We start from the raw sequence: 16,111 nt of genomic DNA on the forward strand, positions 1-16,111 counted from the left end.
GTCATTCCCGGCCCGCCGAAGACGCGGGAAGGGGATCCACCGGTTGGGCGCCAGGTCGCCCCAGGATCCTCTTTCCGGCGCTTCGCGCCGCCGGGGATGACACGACGAGACATCGGGCCCGGTCTGCCGGGCCAGCCATCCAGGGGAGACCCAACGCATGTACGCCTTCTCGTATCACCAGCCCAAGACGGTCCGGCAGGCCGCCTCGCTTCTCGCCAAGAACGAGGACGGGAAGATCCTGGCCGGCGGCCAGACCCTTCTGCCGACGATGAAGCAGCGCCTCGCGGCGCCGCCGGCGCTCATCGACCTCGGCAAGGTCGAGGGCCTGTCCGGCATCGAGCTCAAGGGCCGCTCGCTCGTGATTGGCGCGACCACCAAGCACGTGCAGGTGGCGACCTCCGAGATCGTGAAGCAGGCCATCCCGGGCCTCGCCGAGATGGCGGGCATGATCGGCGACCCGGCGGTGCGCAACCGCGGCACCATCGGGGGCTCCGTGGCCAACAACGACCCCGCGGCGGACTACCCGGCCGCCTGCCTGGCGTTGGGCGCGACCATCATCACCAACACGCGCAAGATCCCGGCCGAGCAGTTCTTCACCGGCCTGTTCGAGACGGCGCTGGAGCCCGGCGAGGTGATCGTGAAGATCTCATTCCCGATCGTCTCGAAGGCGGCCTACGCCAAGTTCCGCAACCCGGCCTCGCGCTACGCCATGGTGGGCGTGTTCGTGGCCAAGCGCGGCTCGGACATCCGCGTGGCCGTGACGGGCGCCGGCTCCAACGGCGTGTTCCGCGCCACGGCGCTGGAAGAGGCCTTGAAGAAGCGCTTCTCGCCGAAGTCGCTCGAGGGCGTCTCCGTCTCGGCGGACGGCCTCAACGGCGACATCCACGCCTCGCCGGAATACCGCGCCCACCTGATCGGCGTCATGGCCAAGCGCGCGGTGACGGCGGCCATCGGGAAGTGACCCGTTCTCCCTGGCAAGGGGATGAGGTAGCCGGTCGCGTCGTCGCCGTCCTGGCGAGGAGCGCAGCGACGAAGCAATCCAGGACGACGGCGCAGACTCCAGCGACGTCATGGCCGGGCTTGTCCCGGCCATCCACGGGGGCCAGCCGCGTGGATCCCCGGGACTAGCCCGGGGATGACGGAAAGGGTAGCCGTGGCGTATGCCGCCAAAGGCCTGGATTGCTTCGCTTCGCTCGCAATGACGGGGAGAACCGCGATCTGTCATCGCGAGGAGCGGAGCGACGCGGCGATCCAGGGGCGCGTTGGCGCTGGATTGCTTCGCTGCGCTCGCAATGACGGTGGAGGGGCCTGCTCCGGCGCCGCCGGGCTCGTCCCGGCCATCCGCGGGGTCCAGCCGCGTGGATCCCCGGGACTAGCCCGGGGATGACGGACATATTGGTCGTGGCGTGCGCCGCCAGAGGCCTGGATTGCTTCGCTTCGCTCGCAATGACGGTGGAGGGGCCTGCTCCGCTTCCGCCATGCGCTCCGGGCAAGCGGCTTCCCTCTTTGCGACAGTGGCGCTTCGCGCGAGGCGCGCTACCTTTCGGGGGCGCCCCGATGCGCGCCGGAGATCAGGACCCGCATGGCCCCACTGCCCACATCCATCGACGACACCCTCAAGCTGCTTTCGGCCGGCTCCTATGTGGCCGACCGGTCGCTTGCGACAGTGGTGTTTCTGGCCCTGCGGATGGGACGGCCCATCCTGCTGGAGGGCGAGGCGGGCGTCGGCAAGACGGAGATCGCCAAGGTTCTTTCCAAGGTGCTTGGCCGCACGCTGATCCGCCTGCAGTGCTACGAGGGGCTGGACGTCTCCTCGGCCGTCTACGAGTGGAACTACGCCGGCCAGATGATGGCGATCCGCCTCGCGGAGGCCGAGGGCGCGGTGGACCGGGCGCGGCTGGAGGACGACGTGTTCTCCGAGCATTACCTCGTGAAGCGGCCGTTGCTGCAGGCGCTGGCGCCGGACGTGGCCGGCCCGCCGGTGCTGCTGATTGACGAGCTCGACCGGACGGACGAGGCGTTCGAGGCCTTCCTGCTGGAGGTGCTGAGCGACTTTCAGGTGACGATCCCGGAACTCGGCGTGATCAAGGCGGAGCATCCGCCCATCGTGATCGTGACCTCCAACCGCACGCGCGAGATCCACGACGCGCTGAAGCGGCGCTGCCTCTACCACTGGGTGGGCTACCCGAACGCCGAGCGCGAGCTGCAGATCCTGAAGGCCAAGGCCCCCAGGGCGCCGGCGCGGCTGTCGCGCGAGATCGTCGGCTTCGTGCAGGCGATCCGCTCCCAGGACCTGTTCAAGGCGCCGGGCGTGGCCGAGACGCTGGACTGGGCCTCCGCCCTCGTCGAGCTCGACGCGGTGGCGCTCGACCCGGCCATCGTGTCCGACACGCTGGGCGTGCTGCTGAAGTACCAGGACGACATCCAGCGCATGCAGGGCTCGCGGGTGAAGGCCATCCTGGACGAGGTGAAGGCCGGGGCGACCGCCAAGGCGTGAGGCGGGAACCCGTCCCGCGCAGCGGGGGGCAGTTGCGCGTCTTTATGGCGCCAGGAGTGACGATGGACGCACCATCTCCGACGGCGAACGACGGCGGCAAGCTCGCCGAGAACATCGCCTATTTCGCCCGGGCGCTGCGCGAGGCGGGGCTGCCGGTGGGGCCGGGCTCGGTGCTCGACGCCCTGGCGGCGGTGGAGGCCGCGAGGGTCGGCACGCGCGAGGACTTCTACTGGACGCTGCACGCCGTGTTCGTGAAGAAGCACGAGCACTCGGACGTGTTCGCCCAGGCGTTCCGCATCTTCTGGCGGCGCAAGGCGCTGATCGAGAAGATCATCTCCACCATGTCGCCGGCGACGCCGCCCTCCCGGAACGAGAAGGAGCGCAAGCCCGACGCGGGCTCGCTGCGGGCCGCGCAGGCGCTTCTGAAGCAGGACAAGCCGCCGGAGCCGCAGGAGGAGCAGAAGGAGGAGTTCTCGGCGCGGCTGACCGTGTCGGAGCGCGAGATCCTGCAGGGCAAGGACTTCGCCCAGATGACCGCGGAGGAGATCGCCCGGGCGCAGCGCGCCATCGCGGCGCTCACGCTGCCGGACGACCGGGTGCTGACGCGGCGCATGACGCCCTCCGTGCAGGGGCTGCGGATCGACCTGCGGCGCTCGCTGCGCAAGTCGCTGCGGGCGGGCGGGGCGGTGATCGAGCTCGCCCGCATGGAGCGGGCGACGCGGCGGCCGCCGGTGGTGGCGCTGTGCGACATCTCGGGCTCCATGGCCGAGTACACGCGGCTGTTCCTCCATTTCCTCCATACGCTGACCGACGCGCGGCGGCGGGTGCACACGTTCCTGTTCGGGACGCGGCTCACCAACGTGACCCGGGCGCTGAAGAGTCGCGACCCGGACGAGGCGCTGGCGCTGTGCTCGGCGCAGGTGCAGGACTGGTCTGGCGGCACGCGGATCGCCACATGCCTGCACGAGTTCAACCGCGAGTGGTCGCGGCGGGTGCTGGGGCAGGGCGCGGTGGTGCTGCTGTTCACGGATGGGCTGGAGCGTGACGGGGCCGCGGACCTCGCCGTCGAGATGGACCGGCTGCACCGGTCCTGCCGGCGGCTGGTGTGGCTCAACCCGCTGTTGCGCTACGATGGGTTCGAGGCGAAGGCGCAGGGCATCCGCGCCATGCTGCCGCACGTGGACGAGTTCCGGCCGATCCATAATCTCCAGTCCATGGAGACGCTGGTGAAGGCGCTCGCCGCCGAGGGCAGCGTGGAGGCCGACCCGCGGCGCTGGCTGCGGCGCGTGGCTTGAGGAGACGGGACATGCTGGCGACCGACAACGACATCATGAACAGGGCCGAGGCCTGGCGGCGCGAAGGCAAGGGCGTCGCCATCGCCACGGTGGTGGAGACCTGGGGCTCGGCGCCCCGGCCCGTGGGCAGCCACCTCGTGATCGACGACGACGGCAACTTCCTGGGCTCGGTCTCCGGCGGCTGCGTCGAGGGGGCGGTGGTGACGGAGGCGGTCGACGTGATCACGTCCGGGGCGCCGAAGATGCTGGAGTTCGGCGTAGCCGACGAGACCGCCTGGAAGGTCGGCCTCTCCTGCGGCGGGCGCATCCGGGTCTACGTGGAAAGGGTCGACTGAGATGAAGCTGGAGATTCTCGCGGCCCTGAACGCCGAGCGCGAGGCGCGGCGCGCCGCGGTGCTGGTCACCGAGATCGCGACGGGCAAGCAGCGGCTGGTGCGGGAGGCGGACCTGGCGTCGGACCCGCTGGCGGAGACGCTGGCCGAGCGCCTGCGCATGGGCAAGAGCGGCATGGCGGAGACGCCGGCCGGCGACGTGTTCCTGACGGTCCAGGCCCCGCCCGTGCGCATCGTGGTGACGGGCGCGGTGCACATCAGCCAGGCGCTGGCGCCCATGGCCAGGCTGCTGGGCCACGACCTCACCATCGTGGACCCCCGCACAGCCTTCGCGACGCCGGAGCGCTTCCCGGACGCGCCGGTCCACGCCGAGTGGCCGGACGACGTGCTGCCCAAGCTCGGGGTCGACCGCTACACCGCCTTCGTGGCGCTGACACACGACCCCAAGATCGACGACCCGGGCCTCATCCACGCCCTCAGGTCGCGCTGCTTCTACATCGGGGCGCTCGGGTCCCGGAAGACGCATGCGAAGCGGGTGGAGCGGCTCACGGCGGCGGGATTCACGGACAAGGACATCGCGCGCATCCACGCGCCGATCGGGCTGCCCATCGGGGCGATCAGCCCGGCCGAGATCGCCCTCTCCATCATGGGCGAGATCACGGCCGCGCTGCGGCTGAAGCCCGCCTCGGCCGCCCAGGCGGCGGCCTGAGGCGCGCCATGCTGTTCGGCTCCGTCCCGATCGAGGAGGCGCCTGGCGCGGTCTGCGTCCACGCCGTGCGGACGCCGGAGGGCGTGATCAAGAAGGGCGCGCTCATCGAGCAAGCCCAGGTCGCGCAGATGCGCGCCGCGGGGGTGGAGCGGGTCGTGGTGGCGCGGCTCGAGCCCGGCGACGTCGGCGAGGACGAAGCCGCGCGCCGGCTCGCGGACGCGGTGGCCGGGGAGGGCGTTCGGGTCGAGAAGCCTTTCACAGGCCGCTCCAACCTCTTTTCGGAATCCGCGGGCGTGCTGGTGATCGACGCGCCAGCCGTCGACCGGCTGAACGGCGTCGACGAGGCGATCACCTTCGCCACCCTCCCGGCCTACAAGCCAGTGGAGCAGGGCGAGATGATCGGCACCGTGAAGATCATCCCCTTCGCCGTCCCGGAGGGCGCCCTTTCGGCCGCGCTCGCCGAGATCGGCTCCACGCCGCTCCTGCGCGTCGCTCCCTTCAGGCCCCTCAAGGTCGGCGTGGTCTCGACGCTGCTGCCCACCTTGAAGGCCAGCACCGTCCGCAAGACCCTGAAGGCGCTGGAGACGCGCCTGGCGCCCGCGGGCGCGACCGTGGCGGCCGACCTGGAGACGCCGCATGAGACGGCGGCCCTCGCCGACAAACTGGCCACGTTGGCGGCCGGGAATGCGGACCTGCTGATCGTGTTCGGCGCCTCCGCCATCACGGACAGGCGCGACGTCATCCCGGCCGCCATCGAGGCGGCGGGAGGGCGAGTCGAGCATTTCGGCATGCCGGTCGATCCCGGGAACCTCCTCCTTGTCGGAAGCCTTTCCGGCAAGCCGGTGGTCGGGGCTCCTGGCTGCGCCCGCAGCCCGGCCGAGAACGGGTTCGACTGGATGCTGCAGCGGCTGCTGGCCGGGCTCCCGGTGGGACGCAAGGAGGTCACGTCGCTCGGGGTCGGCGGCCTCCTCATGGAGATCGTGCAGCGCGGCCAGCCCCGGGCCGCCGGGCCGGAGGAGAACGGATGACCCCGACGCTGGACCACATCGCCGCCATCGTGCTGGCCGCCGGAAGCTCCACCCGCATGGGCGGGCCTAACAAGCTGCTGCTTGAGCACCAGGGCAAGGCGCTTGTCCGGCACGCGGCCGAGGCGGCCTGCCAGTCTGGCGCGTCCCCGGTCGTGGTCGTGACAGGCCATCAGGCGGACATGGTCGAGGCGGCGCTGGCCGGGCTGGATGTCCAGGTCGTGCGCAATCCCAATTTCGCCCAAGGGCTTTCCACGTCCCTGAAGGCGGGCGTGACAGCATTGCCGGACAGCGCCGACGGGGTGGTGGTGGCCCTGGGCGACATGCCGCTCGTCGATTATCGGCTCATCCGCCGCATGGCCGCGGCGTTCGACGCCGCGCCGGGCTGCCTGGCCGCCGTGCCGTTGCACGAGGGCGAGTGGCACAACCCGGTCGTGATCGCGCGGGCGCTGTTCCCCGCCATCGAGGACCTGACCGGCGACGCGGGCGCCAAAAAGCTTTTGGAGAAGCATCGGGACCAGGTGATTGAAGTGCCGGTGTCCGACGACGCCGTGGCGCTGGACGTGGACACGCCGGAGGCGCTTGCCCGGCTTGGAGAATAGGGGAGGGTAGACGCCCCCTCCGTCATGGCTGGGCTTGTCCCGGCCGTGCACGGCTTCGGCGGTCCTCGCGATCGAGCCTGGGCTGTCATCGCCGGCGCGCCGAAGGCGCGGGAAGGGGATCCAGGGGCGGCACGCGTCGGCCTCGGTTTGCGGCGCTCCAATCCGTTGCACCCAGTCTCCTGGATCCCCTTCCCCCCGCCGCTGCGCGGCTCCTGCCGGGGATGACGGGGAGATCTACGACTGGCGCTGCGATGTGCGGCAGCGGTGCGAGCAGAATTTCACCTGGTCCCAGTCGCGCTGCCACTTCTTGCGCCAGGCGAAGGGCCGGCGGCAGGCCGGGCACAGCTTGGTCGGCAGATCGGCTTTCTTGCGCATTCGCGGCATGGATCGGTGTCTCGGCATTAGACCTGCAGCGGACGCGCGCTTACCCCTGCCGCTATCCGGCAGGCGGGAAAGGGCGCGCAGGATCCACCTCGCATACGCCCGACGGCGCCGCGCGGATTTCCTGTCAGCACTCTTTCGTGTTTGCTGCTAAGCTTTTGTTCTTGCACAAACAATTTACGAACTGGCGCGAATCTTGAACCATCGGCTTGTCCGTTTGTTCTCCGATTGGCCCGGGGAATGGTCCCCGGCCCGCTTCTGGAGAGAAGGAGGCGCCATGGGATCCACGTCGCGACAGTCTGATGCGGACTTCCTCAAGCAGCTGCAGGGCTATGGGCTGACGACGGCCCATATCCTCTACGCCATGCCGGACCATCCCTCCCTGCTGCAAAGCTACATCTGGCAGGACTACGATGTGGCGCCGAAGTTCCCGGTGCTGAACAAGTTCCTGACCTTCTGGCGCACGCAGCTCGAAGGTCCGCTCCATTCCGTCCGGGTGGCCCATGCCAAGCTGATCAAGCCCGCGGAGCTGCGCCTGGCGCGCGGGGAATTCCTGCTGCACTGAGGCGGGCCGGTCCAGGGCGCGCCGGGGCTGGATTGCTTCGCTTCGCTCGCAAGGACTGGGAGAGAGCCGATCCGTCATCGCGAGGAGCGGAGCGACGCGGCGATCCAGGGGCGCGTTGGGGCTGGATTGCTTCGCTTCGCTCGCAATGACGGGGAGAGAGTCGATCCGTCATCGCGAGGAGCGGAGCGACGTGGCGATCCAGGGCGCGCCGGGGCTGGACTGCTTCGCTTCGCTCGCAAGGACTGGGAGAACCGCGATCCGTCATCGCGAGGAGCGGAGCGACGCGGCGATCCAGGGAGGCGCCGGGGCTGGATTGCTTCGCTTTGCTCGCAAGGACTGGGAGAGAGCCGATCCGTCATCGCGAGGAGCGGAGCGACGTGGCGATCCAGGGCGCGCCGGGGCTGGACTGCTTCGCTTCACTCGCAATGACGGGAAGGGCCGCGATCCGTCATCGCGAGGAGCGGAGCGACGCGGCGATCCATGGAGGCGCCGGGGCTGGATTGCTTCGCCTTCGGCTCGCAATGACGGGGAGAACCGCGATCCGTCATCGCGAGGAGCGGAGCGACGTGGCGATCCAGGGCGCGCCGGGGCTGGACTGCTTCGCTTCACTCGCAATGACGGGAAGGGCCGCGATCCGTCATCGCGAGGAGCGGAGCGACGCGGCGATCCATGGAGGCGCCGGGGCTGGATTGCTTCGCCTTCGGCTCGCGATGACGGGGAGAGCCGCGATCCGTCATCGCGAGGAGCGGAGCGACGTGGCGATCCAGGGCGCGCCGGGGCTGGATTGCTTCGCCTTCGGCTCGCAATGACGGGGAGAGCTGCGATCCGTCATCGCGAGGCGCGGCGTGTTGGCCGGGAACCTGGCTTGCGCCGCTGGCATTGGGAACCAGCCGCCGGCCGCGCGCTCTAATTTACGTCTAAATTTGTGAAATAAATTAATTCACGTTCATTCGCTTGTTTTGCTGGAGCGGGGGCGTTACATCAGCCGGCGATCGCCCATGCGCAACGCCGAGGAGCTTCCATGATCAGCCGCCGCACGTTCGTGACCACCGCCGGCGCCGTGCTGGCCATGCCGGCGATCGCTCGTTTCGGAACGGGCCGGGCCCTGGCCGCCGCGCCGATCCGGGTCGGCATCATCCCGATCCTGGGAGCCGCGCCCGCCATCGTGATGAACGGCGAGGGCTGGGGGAAAAAGGCGGGCTTGGAGCTCAGCTTCGTCACCTTCGAGTCCGGCCCCAACATGATCCAGGCGCTCGCCTCCGGCACGCTGGACGTCTACGTCGCCGGCGTCGCGCCCCTCGCGGTAGCCCGCGCCAAGGGCGTGGACGTGAAGGTCGCGACCGCGACCGCCATCGAGGAGATGTGCATGGTGGCGGGGCCCAAGCTCGCCGCTGAGTTCAAGGATGGAGTGTCGGCGGCCCAGGCGCTCGCCAACTATCGCAAGGCCAACGGCAAGCCCGCGCGGCTCGCCACGCAGCCGGCCGGCTCGGTGCCGAACACAACCCTGCAGCACTGGCTGTGGGAGGTCGCCAAGGCCGAGAAGAGCGACGCCGAGATCGTCCCCATGGGCATCGACGCCACCCAGCAGGCGCTGCTGACGGGCGCGGTCGAGGGCGCCACCATCCGCGAGCCGGCCGTGACCATCGTGACCAAGCGCGACCCACGCAACAAGATCGTGGCGCTGGGCGGGGTGATGTTCCCGAACCAGCCCGGCACGGTGGTGGCCTTCTCGGGCAACTTCCTCGCGCGCGACGCCGGGGCGGCTCAGACCATCGTCAATGGGGTGGTGAAGGCGGTCGACCTCATCAAGACCAACCCGGACAAGGCCGCCCCGCACATCGAGGCCATGCTGGGCAAGGGCATCGTGGACACCGCGACCATCAAGGCCGCCCTGATGTCGCCGGCCTCCAAGTTCGTCGCCGATCCCGAGACGATCGTGGACGCCACGCGGCAGATGCAGGCCTACCAGGTGAAGCTCGGCTCCCTCGACAAGGAATATCCGCTCGAGGGGCTGTTTGACCGCAGCTTCTACGCGAAGGCGATCCAGGGCTGACGAAGCGGCTCGGCCCATAACCGGACGGGACTCATGAAGACCCGCACTTCAGCCGGCCTCGGGGCGATCGGCCTCGGGGCCTTTCTGCTGGTCTGGGAAGCGCTAGTGCGCTCCGGCGCGCTGCCGCCGACGCTGCTGCCGGCCCCCAGCCAGCTGCCCGAGGCCTTCCTGCGCGAGGTGCGGTCCGGGTTCTGGCTCGCGTCGGTGCAGTCGAGCCTGGGGCATTACCTGCTCGGCCTCGTGCTGGGCGCGGCGCTCGGCGTCGGCTTCGGGGTGGTCACGGGACTGAGCCGGACGGCGGAAGCGCTGGTCGGCTGGATCGTGCGGCTGCTGCGGCCGATCCCGGGCCTCGCCTGGGTGCCGTTCGCGATCCTGTGGTTCGGGGTGTCCACGGCCGGGGCCGTGTTCATCGTCGGCGTGGGCGTGTTCTGGATCTGCTATTTCGCGACGCTCGCGGCGGTGAGGGCCGTGGATCGCGACCTCATGGAGCTGGCCGACGCGTACGGCTACCGGTCCGCGCCGGCGAAGCTGGTCAAGATCGTGCTGCCGGCGGCGGCGCCGGGCATCCTGGCGGGGTTGCGCACCGCGCTGGGGCAGGCCTGGATGGCGGTGGTGGCGGCCGAGCTGTTCGGCGTCACCGGCCTGGGGCAGCGCATGATGCAGGCCTCCAGCCTGCTCGCGACCGACATCGTGGTCGTCTACATGATCACGATGGCGGCGCTTTACGGCCTGATCGACACCGTGTTCGTCCTCGTGCAAGGCCGGGTGCTCGCATGGAAAGCGTGATCGAGCTCTCCGGAATCGGGCTCACCTTCGAGCGGAACGGGCAGCGCACCGAGGTGCTGCGCGGGCTCGATCTCAGCGTGCGGAACGGGGAATTCCTGGCCATCGTGGGTCCGTCCGGCGTGGGCAAGTCGACCCTGTTGCGTGTGATCGCGGGTCTCGCCAAGCCGAGCTCGGGGACCGTGCGGGTCGCCCCGGCCGCGCCGGGCGCGGTCCTGCCGGTCGCGCTGATGTTCCAGGACGGCAGGCTCCTGCCGTGGCGGCGGGTGCTGGCCAACGTGGCCTTCGGGCTGGAGCGCTCGCGCCTGCCGCGGGCGGAGCGGCTGCAGCGGGCGCGGGACGCGCTGGCGCTTGTGGGGCTCGCGAACTACGCCGACCGGTTCCCGCACGAGCTTTCAGGCGGGCAGCGCCAGCGCGTGTCGCTGGCGCGGGCGCTGGCCGTGGATCCCGAGGTGCTGCTGATGGACGAGCCGTTCAGCGCGCTCGACGCGATGACGCGCGAAAACCTGCAGGACGAACTGCTGAGGGTGCGGGACAGGACGGGCAAGACGGTGCTGTTCGTGACCCATGACATCGACGAGGCGGTGTACCTCGCCGACCGCGTCGTCGCGCTCGGGGGATCTCCCGGCACGGTGCGGGTGTCCCAGGACATCGGCGCCGCTTGGCCGAGGCGGCGTGACGATCCGGCGCTGCGCGATGCTGCGCACAGCGTGAGACAGGATCTCGCCACGGCCTCCGCCGCGCTGTAAGAGAGCGCGGCGGCCGCGACCCTTGCTCTCGCCGCATTTCAGGCGTTGTGAAGCGGCGAGGGGGCCTGGCCCCGGGAGAAGCTGGAGCCGTGCGTATCCGTGAGTCGCGTTCGTCCAGCCGGATCCGGAGCAAGGCCCCGTGAGCGAGGTCTTATGAGTACTTGGGCCGATCGCGCGCGCCGGATCGTGCGCCGCGTCGATTTCCGGGAGCGCGTCATGCGCCATCGTCGGGCGCTTGGCCCGGCGTCGGGGCTGCGCTATGGAGACGCCCGGCCTGACCCTGGCCCATCCTCCCTCGACGGCGCCATGCGGCAAGGCACCACCCGGACATCGGACATTCTCGTGCGTCTCGTCGAAGACGCGACGACGGACCGCGTCCCCGTGCGCGCCATCGTGGACGTGCTCGGCGAGCGCGCCTACGCGCTGCTCGTCGTGGTGCTCGGGCTGCCGAACTGCCTGCCGATGCCGCCGCCGATCCCGCTGCTGTGCGGCCTGCTGCTGCTGTTTGTCGCCGGGCAGATCATCGTCGGTCTGCCGTCGCCCTGGCTGCCGAAGCGGCTGCTGGCGCGCACCATCGCGCTGGAGGATTTGCGCAAGGCGGTGGACCGCGCCGTTCCCTGGCTGCGGCGCCTGGAGCGCGTGGCGCGCCCGCGGCTCTCGATCTTCGAGCAGGCGCTCGCGTTCCGGGGCGTCGGCGCGGCGCTGCTGATCTTCTCCCTGGCGCTGGTCTTCGCCGCGCCCATCATCGGGCAGATCCCACTCGGCGTGGCTGTGGTGCTGGTCGGCCTCGGCCTGGTCGAGCGGGACGGGATCGTGGTGATCGCGGGCCTGTGCTTCGGAGCGGTCGGCACCGTGCTCAGCCTCGGCTTCCTGTTCGCCATCATCGCCAGCGCGGCGGCGATCTTCTGATTCCGCAACGCGGGCTCAGGCCCGCTTGCGCTCGACCGAGCCGTCCTCGCCGACGAGGCCGAGGAGCTCGTCGATCTTCTCGGCGGCGACGGGCCGGCAGAACAGGAAGCCCTGCACCTGGTGGCAGCCGATGGCCTGCAGGAAGCGCTGCTGCTCCGTGGTCTCGACGCCCTCCGCCGTGACGGTGAGGCCCAGCGCGCGGCCGAGGTGGACTACCGAGTGCACCAGGATGGCGCTTTCGCCGGTGGTCTCCATCGACTCGAGGAACGAGCGGTCGATCTTGATCTTGTCGAAGGCGAAGCGGCGCAGGTAGATCAGCGACGAGTAGCCGGTGCCGAAGTCGTCCAGGGCGAAGCGAAGGCCCAGCGCCCGCAGCTCCATCATGGCGTTCTCGGCGCCGTCGGCGTCGTCCACCAGCACGCCTTCCGTGAGCTCCAGCTCGACGCGGGCTGGCTCCATGTCCTCTTCCTGGACGATCCGGGCGACGGTGGAGACGAAGTCCTTCTGGCGGAACTGCACAGGCGAGACGTTCACGGCGACGCTGATCCCCTTCCAGCGCTTGCCGTCGCGGCAGGCGCGCCGGAGGACATATTCGCCCAGCAGCGGGATGAGGCCGCGCTGCTCGGCGACGGGGATGAAGTCCGCGGGTGAGATGGGGCCGTGCACCGGGTGGGTCCAGCGGACGAGAGCCTCGACGCCGAGCACCTTGCGGCCGTCTGCGGAGAACTGCGGCTGGTAGACGACGCCGATCTCGTCGCGCGTGATGGCCTGGCGCAGGTCCTCCTCGACGATCTTGCGCATGCGCAGGGTCTCGTCCATGCCGATCTCGAAGAACGAGTAGCGGTTGCGGCCCTCGCGCTTGGCCCGGTAGAGGGCCACGTCGGCGAGGCGCATCAGGAGGTCGCGCTCGTTGGCGTTGTCGGGCGCCATGGCGATGCCGATGGAGATGCCGATATAGGCCAGGGTGCCGTGGAGCTCGATGGGCTCGCGGATGGCGTCCAGGACGCGGTGGGCCAGGGAGGCGCAGTCGTGGGCGCTGCGCACGCCGGTCTGGATGATGGCGAACTCGTCGCCGCCGAAGCGGGACAGGGTGTCCGCCCCGCGCAGCACGCCCGTCAGGCGACGCGCCACGATGCGGATCAGTGCGTCGCCGGCGCTGTGGCCGTGGCTGTCGTTGATCTCCTTGAAGCGGTCGAGGTCTAGGAACAGCACGGCGATGCCGTCGCCGCCGGGCGCGAGCCTGGCCAGCTCGGCGTCGAGCCGATCGGTGAAGAAGGCGCGGTTGGGCAGGCCGGAGAGGCGGTCATGGTTGGCGAGGTGGGTGGCCTCCGCCTCGCGGGTCACGAGGTCGGTGGTGACGCGCCGCACGTGGGCGAACATGAAGGCGGAGAACAGGCCGATGGCCAGCAGGGCCGCGGCCACGGCGGGCAGCACGCGCTCCAACACCACGTCGCCGGGCCGCTCCGGCGTCCAGGCCAGGGCTGCCTTGATGTAGCCCTGCTCGTCGGTGACCGGGACGCCGCCGGCCTCGAGGCCGGCTTCGCCCTGCACGAGGCGGAGATCCTCGTGACCGGTGGAGCGGGCAATGCGCGTCAGGGCCTCGGGACCCAGCGGCATGGATCCCACTGCGACGAGACCCCCGAAAGCGCCGCCGTTGTCGTCCGTCGCCACCGGCATGGCGGCGATGACGCGCAGCGCGGAGCCGTCGTGCAGCAGGCGCGCTTCGCCGCTGCGGATCAGCTCGACCTCGGGGGCGTCAGGGAGGGCGTTGGGATCCCGGCGCAGAGCCCGCTGGGCGACGCGGTCGCGGACGGCCTGGACGGCGCCGATCAGGTAGGGCCGCAGCCAGGAAAAACGGCGCTGGTCGGCTGACTCGCCGGCGACGCGGCCGGTGACCACCGTGTCCTCCGGCGTCAGCACGAAGGACTGGTCGAAGCCGAAGGCGCTCTCGAGGGTGCCGCCGATGAAGCGCTGGGCGCGCTCCGGCGACATGGGATGGCGCAGGGAGGCGATGGCGTCAGGGGTGGCGAGCGTGAGGGCGAGGTCGCGCAGCACCGCGTCGCGCTGCTGGTCGAGGACGGCGGTCAGGGTGGCGCGCTGCCGATCGCGCGCGATCTCGTTGGCGCGCTGGCTGGCCAGCATCACGCCGCCCACGGCGAGGGCCAGCAACGACACGAGCACCGCGGCGACGGGCCACACAATGCGGGCCGTCACCGACGTCGACGCTCGTCGGGCGAAACTCCAGGCCATGACGCAACTCCGGCCACCTTGGCGGCCGTTATCGCATCAAGATCTTACCAATCCTCTCAGGACCGCGGGGCGGGCCGGTAGGGCGGCTTGGGGATGGCGATGTGGGCCGCCCGCAAGGCGGCCGACCAGCGTTCGCGCAGGTCGTGGAAATAGGGCTCGCCCGCCTCGATGCGGTGGACCAGCTCCGGCGCCAGCGCGTCGCGCCGCATGGTCACGATGTCGATCGGCAGGCCGACGCCGAGGTTCGATCGCATCGTCGAGTCCATGCTGATCAGGCCGAGCTTCAGCGCGTCGTCGAGGCTCGTGTCGAAGGTGATGGCGCGATCGAGGATCGGCTTGCCGTATTTGTGCTCGCCGATCTGGAGATAGGGCGTCTCCACCCCGCACTCGATGAAATTACCGGCCGCGTAGAGCATGAACAGGCGCGGCGCGCCGCCCTTGATCTGGCCGCCGACCAGGATCGAGACATCGAACTTGACGCCCGCCTCGTCCAGGCTCTTGCCGTTCACCACGCGGACCTTGTGCACGGCCCGGCCAACCAACTGAGCGGCCCTGAACATCGTAGGCGCCTGCAGCAGCGTTTCGACCTCGCCCGTCTCGGGGTTCTCGACCCCTTCGTGCAGGAAGCTGATCACGGACTGGGAGATCGAGAGATTGCCGGCCGTGGCGAGGGCGATGCTCCGCTCGCCGGGACACTCGAACAGGTGCAGCTTGCGAAAGGTGGAGATGTTGTCCAGGCCCGCATTGGTGCGGGTGTCGGCGATCATCACGAGGCCGTCTCGAACGAGGATGCCGGCGCAGTAAGTCATGGGCTTGAGGTCCGCTTCAGGCTTCGTGTCCACGGCCGGAACGGCGCCGAGCCTTCACGGGAGGCGGTCGCCGGCCCTGCGATCGCTTATACGCGGATGCAGCCGCGGCGCGGAAGGGCGTCGAAATGCGGAGAGGATGACGGCGTGCTGCTCCGGCTCTCCTGCTGAGGGGCCCTTCCGCCGTGATCGCGAGCGTAGCGAAGCGATCGAGGGGGCGCGCCCACGACCTGGATCGCTTCCTCGCCGCGCTCCTCACAAGGACGGCTTTGGCGACTGCGCGACGGAGCGCGCCGGACATTCAGGACTGGGACTGTTCCTGGGCGTCGATGCGCAGCCGAAAGGCCGGCGACGCCCCGGAGGCCGTGTGAGAACTGCGGATCGGAGCGGCGCCGAGTTCGTCGAGCCCCACGGCGATTCGAATATAGGAAGCTGTCGGGCACAGCTTGTTGAGCGTGTCGAAGCCGACCCAGCCCAGGCCGGGAACATGGGCCTCCGCCCACCGGTGGCCGCCCTGGGCGACCACCTGGGTTTCGGGCGACCAGAGATAGCCGCTCACGACTCGCGCAGGCGCGCCGAGGAACCGGGCGCAAGAGACGAAGAGGTGGCTCAACGCCGCGGAGTCGCCGGTTCCGGCCGCCAGCGCCTCGGCCGCCGAGGTCGCCACCGCGGTCGCGGGCGTCCGCTCGACGCCTTCGTGAATCGCGCCCATGAGCTGGTGAAGGACGTCAAGGCGATCTGTGCCGCAGCCCTGGACGGCCTCTTCGGCGAAAGCCTGGACGTCCTCGTCCGCCACGGTGAGCGGCGTTTCCCGCAGGTAGAGCGCAGGCGGAAAGCGCTCCACGGCGCCGCGCACCAATCCGGCCGCGTCCTGGGTCTGCACGACGCCGTCGACGCTCACCGTGAGCTGCTCGATCGGGCCGGCGGCCGAGAGCACGTGGGTGGCGTTGCCGAAGGCGTCCTCGCCTGGCCGCAGGCGCCCATCGACGTCCGCGTCGAGCCGCCAGTTCACGACGAACTGCGTTTCGTGGTTGCGGGGCGTCAGGCGCAGGGTCTGGATCAGCGACTTGGCCGGCGGGTCGAAACGGTAGGTGGCATGGTGGGAAACGCGGATGCGCATGGGCGTGGTCCGGCGGCTGTCGCCCGGCCTTGCGG

Annotated in this window: 16 protein-coding genes; 12 read left to right on the forward strand and 4 right to left on the reverse strand. The window is 70.1% G+C overall.

The window, feature by feature from the left end; all coding sequences use genetic code 11:
- Positions 1 to 157: 157 nt before the first annotated feature.
- The 7 genes from SLNSH_RS14110 to SLNSH_RS25385 all read left to right on the forward strand — a co-directional run bounded on the left by SLNSH_RS14110 (position 158) and on the right by SLNSH_RS25385 (position 6,460).
- The gene (locus tag SLNSH_RS14110; protein WP_106337655.1) at positions 158 to 961 is read left to right on the forward strand and encodes an FAD binding domain-containing protein; all 804 of its coding nucleotides are present in this window, start codon (positions 158 to 160) and stop codon (positions 959 to 961) included.
- A 621-nt stretch (positions 962 to 1,582) separates the two neighbouring features.
- Entirely contained in the window at positions 1,583 to 2,497 is a 915-nt protein-coding gene (locus tag SLNSH_RS14115) for an AAA family ATPase (protein WP_106337656.1), read from the forward strand.
- Between the two features lie 62 nt (positions 2,498 to 2,559).
- The gene (locus SLNSH_RS14120) at positions 2,560 to 3,792 is read left to right on the forward strand and encodes a vWA domain-containing protein (RefSeq protein ID WP_106337657.1); all 1,233 of its coding nucleotides are present in this window, start codon (positions 2,560 to 2,562) and stop codon (positions 3,790 to 3,792) included.
- An 11-nt stretch (positions 3,793 to 3,803) separates the two neighbouring features.
- On the forward strand, positions 3,804 to 4,127 hold the full coding sequence (locus SLNSH_RS14125; protein ID WP_106337658.1) for an XdhC family protein: 324 nt from the start codon (positions 3,804 to 3,806) through the stop codon (positions 4,125 to 4,127).
- A 1-nt stretch (position 4,128) separates the two neighbouring features.
- Complete coding sequence (locus tag SLNSH_RS14130; protein ID WP_106337659.1) at positions 4,129 to 4,833, forward strand: XdhC family protein; 705 nt, start codon at positions 4,129 to 4,131, stop codon at positions 4,831 to 4,833.
- Between the two features lie 8 nt (positions 4,834 to 4,841).
- Complete coding sequence (locus SLNSH_RS25380) at positions 4,842 to 5,861, forward strand: molybdopterin-binding protein (protein ID WP_245422347.1); 1,020 nt, start codon at positions 4,842 to 4,844, stop codon at positions 5,859 to 5,861.
- Positions 5,858 to 6,460 (forward strand): nucleotidyltransferase family protein, encoded by a 603-nt coding sequence (locus tag SLNSH_RS25385; protein ID WP_245422349.1) that lies wholly within the window; start codon positions 5,858 to 5,860, stop codon positions 6,458 to 6,460. Before SLNSH_RS25380 ends, SLNSH_RS25385 begins: the two co-directional genes overlap by 4 nt.
- A 234-nt stretch (positions 6,461 to 6,694) precedes the next feature.
- On the opposite strand, the gene SLNSH_RS14140 is transcribed toward SLNSH_RS25385, so the two are convergent.
- Positions 6,695 to 6,844: a DUF2256 domain-containing protein gene (locus tag SLNSH_RS14140; RefSeq protein ID WP_106337660.1), complete on the reverse strand. Its 150-nt coding sequence runs from the start codon at positions 6,842 to 6,844 to the stop codon at positions 6,695 to 6,697.
- Positions 6,845 to 7,118: 274 nt separating this feature from the next.
- Here SLNSH_RS14140 and SLNSH_RS14145 point away from each other — a divergent pair, with 274 nt between their 5' ends.
- From SLNSH_RS14145 to SLNSH_RS14170, 5 genes are all read left to right on the forward strand, one after another.
- Positions 7,119 to 7,406, forward strand: coding sequence for an usg protein (locus SLNSH_RS14145; protein WP_106337661.1), 288 nt, complete (start codon positions 7,119 to 7,121; stop codon positions 7,404 to 7,406).
- A 1,021-nt stretch (positions 7,407 to 8,427) separates the two neighbouring features.
- Entirely contained in the window at positions 8,428 to 9,459 is a 1,032-nt protein-coding gene (locus SLNSH_RS14155; RefSeq protein ID WP_106337663.1) for an ABC transporter substrate-binding protein, read from the forward strand.
- Positions 9,460 to 9,492: 33 nt separating this feature from the next.
- Positions 9,493 to 10,245 carry an ABC transporter permease gene (locus SLNSH_RS14160; RefSeq protein ID WP_106337664.1) on the forward strand — a complete coding sequence of 251 codons (753 nt, stop codon included), beginning with the start codon at positions 9,493 to 9,495 and terminating at the stop codon, positions 10,243 to 10,245.
- Complete coding sequence (locus SLNSH_RS14165; protein WP_106337665.1) at positions 10,233 to 10,991, forward strand: ABC transporter ATP-binding protein; 759 nt, start codon at positions 10,233 to 10,235, stop codon at positions 10,989 to 10,991. The genes SLNSH_RS14160 and SLNSH_RS14165 overlap by 13 nt, the downstream gene beginning before the upstream one ends.
- Positions 10,992 to 11,297: 306 nt before the next feature.
- Entirely contained in the window at positions 11,298 to 11,900 is a 603-nt protein-coding gene (locus SLNSH_RS14170; RefSeq protein ID WP_245422353.1) for an exopolysaccharide biosynthesis protein, read from the forward strand.
- 15 nt (positions 11,901 to 11,915) lie between these two features.
- Here SLNSH_RS14170 and SLNSH_RS14175 read toward each other — a convergent pair whose 3' ends face one another.
- The 3 genes from SLNSH_RS14175 to SLNSH_RS14185 all read right to left on the reverse strand — a co-directional run bounded on the left by SLNSH_RS14175 (position 11,916) and on the right by SLNSH_RS14185 (position 16,076).
- Complete coding sequence (locus SLNSH_RS14175; RefSeq protein ID WP_146140267.1) at positions 11,916 to 14,150, reverse strand: putative bifunctional diguanylate cyclase/phosphodiesterase; 2,235 nt, start codon at positions 14,148 to 14,150, stop codon at positions 11,916 to 11,918.
- A gap of 56 nt (positions 14,151 to 14,206) precedes the next feature.
- The gene (locus tag SLNSH_RS14180) at positions 14,207 to 14,959 is read right to left on the reverse strand and encodes a proteasome-type protease (RefSeq protein WP_106337723.1); all 753 of its coding nucleotides are present in this window, start codon (positions 14,957 to 14,959) and stop codon (positions 14,207 to 14,209) included.
- A 298-nt stretch (positions 14,960 to 15,257) separates the two neighbouring features.
- Entirely contained in the window at positions 15,258 to 16,076 is an 819-nt protein-coding gene (locus SLNSH_RS14185) for a transglutaminase family protein (RefSeq protein ID WP_106337668.1), read from the reverse strand.
- Between the last annotated feature and the right edge of the window lie 35 nt (positions 16,077 to 16,111).

Source organism: Alsobacter soli (genome assembly GCF_003004785.1).
Taxonomy (GTDB): Bacteria; Pseudomonadota; Alphaproteobacteria; order Rhizobiales; family Beijerinckiaceae; genus Alsobacter; species Alsobacter soli.

Coding starts and splice junctions, on each gene's coding strand:
- SLNSH_RS14110 (WP_106337655.1), top strand. CDS start 158: ATGTACGCCTTCTCGTATCACCAGCCCAAGACGGTCCGGCAGGCCGCC.
- SLNSH_RS14115 (WP_106337656.1), top strand. CDS start 1,583: ATGGCCCCACTGCCCACATCCATCGACGACACCCTCAAGCTGCTTTCG.
- SLNSH_RS14120 (WP_106337657.1), top strand. CDS start 2,560: ATGGACGCACCATCTCCGACGGCGAACGACGGCGGCAAGCTCGCCGAG.
- SLNSH_RS14125 (WP_106337658.1), top strand. CDS start 3,804: ATGCTGGCGACCGACAACGACATCATGAACAGGGCCGAGGCCTGGCGG.
- SLNSH_RS14130 (WP_106337659.1), top strand. CDS start 4,129: ATGAAGCTGGAGATTCTCGCGGCCCTGAACGCCGAGCGCGAGGCGCGG.
- SLNSH_RS25380 (WP_245422347.1), top strand. CDS start 4,842: ATGCTGTTCGGCTCCGTCCCGATCGAGGAGGCGCCTGGCGCGGTCTGC.
- SLNSH_RS25385 (WP_245422349.1), top strand. CDS start 5,858: ATGACCCCGACGCTGGACCACATCGCCGCCATCGTGCTGGCCGCCGGA.
- SLNSH_RS14140 (WP_106337660.1), bottom strand. CDS start 6,844: ATGCCGCGAATGCGCAAGAAAGCCGATCTGCCGACCAAGCTGTGCCCG.
- SLNSH_RS14145 (WP_106337661.1), top strand. CDS start 7,119: ATGGGATCCACGTCGCGACAGTCTGATGCGGACTTCCTCAAGCAGCTG.
- SLNSH_RS14155 (WP_106337663.1), top strand. CDS start 8,428: ATGATCAGCCGCCGCACGTTCGTGACCACCGCCGGCGCCGTGCTGGCC.
- SLNSH_RS14160 (WP_106337664.1), top strand. CDS start 9,493: ATGAAGACCCGCACTTCAGCCGGCCTCGGGGCGATCGGCCTCGGGGCC.
- SLNSH_RS14165 (WP_106337665.1), top strand. CDS start 10,233: ATGGAAAGCGTGATCGAGCTCTCCGGAATCGGGCTCACCTTCGAGCGG.
- SLNSH_RS14170 (WP_245422353.1), top strand. CDS start 11,298: ATGCGGCAAGGCACCACCCGGACATCGGACATTCTCGTGCGTCTCGTC.
- SLNSH_RS14175 (WP_146140267.1), bottom strand. CDS start 14,150: ATGGCCTGGAGTTTCGCCCGACGAGCGTCGACGTCGGTGACGGCCCGC.
- SLNSH_RS14180 (WP_106337723.1), bottom strand. CDS start 14,959: ATGACTTACTGCGCCGGCATCCTCGTTCGAGACGGCCTCGTGATGATC.
- SLNSH_RS14185 (WP_106337668.1), bottom strand. CDS start 16,076: ATGCGCATCCGCGTTTCCCACCATGCCACCTACCGTTTCGACCCGCCG.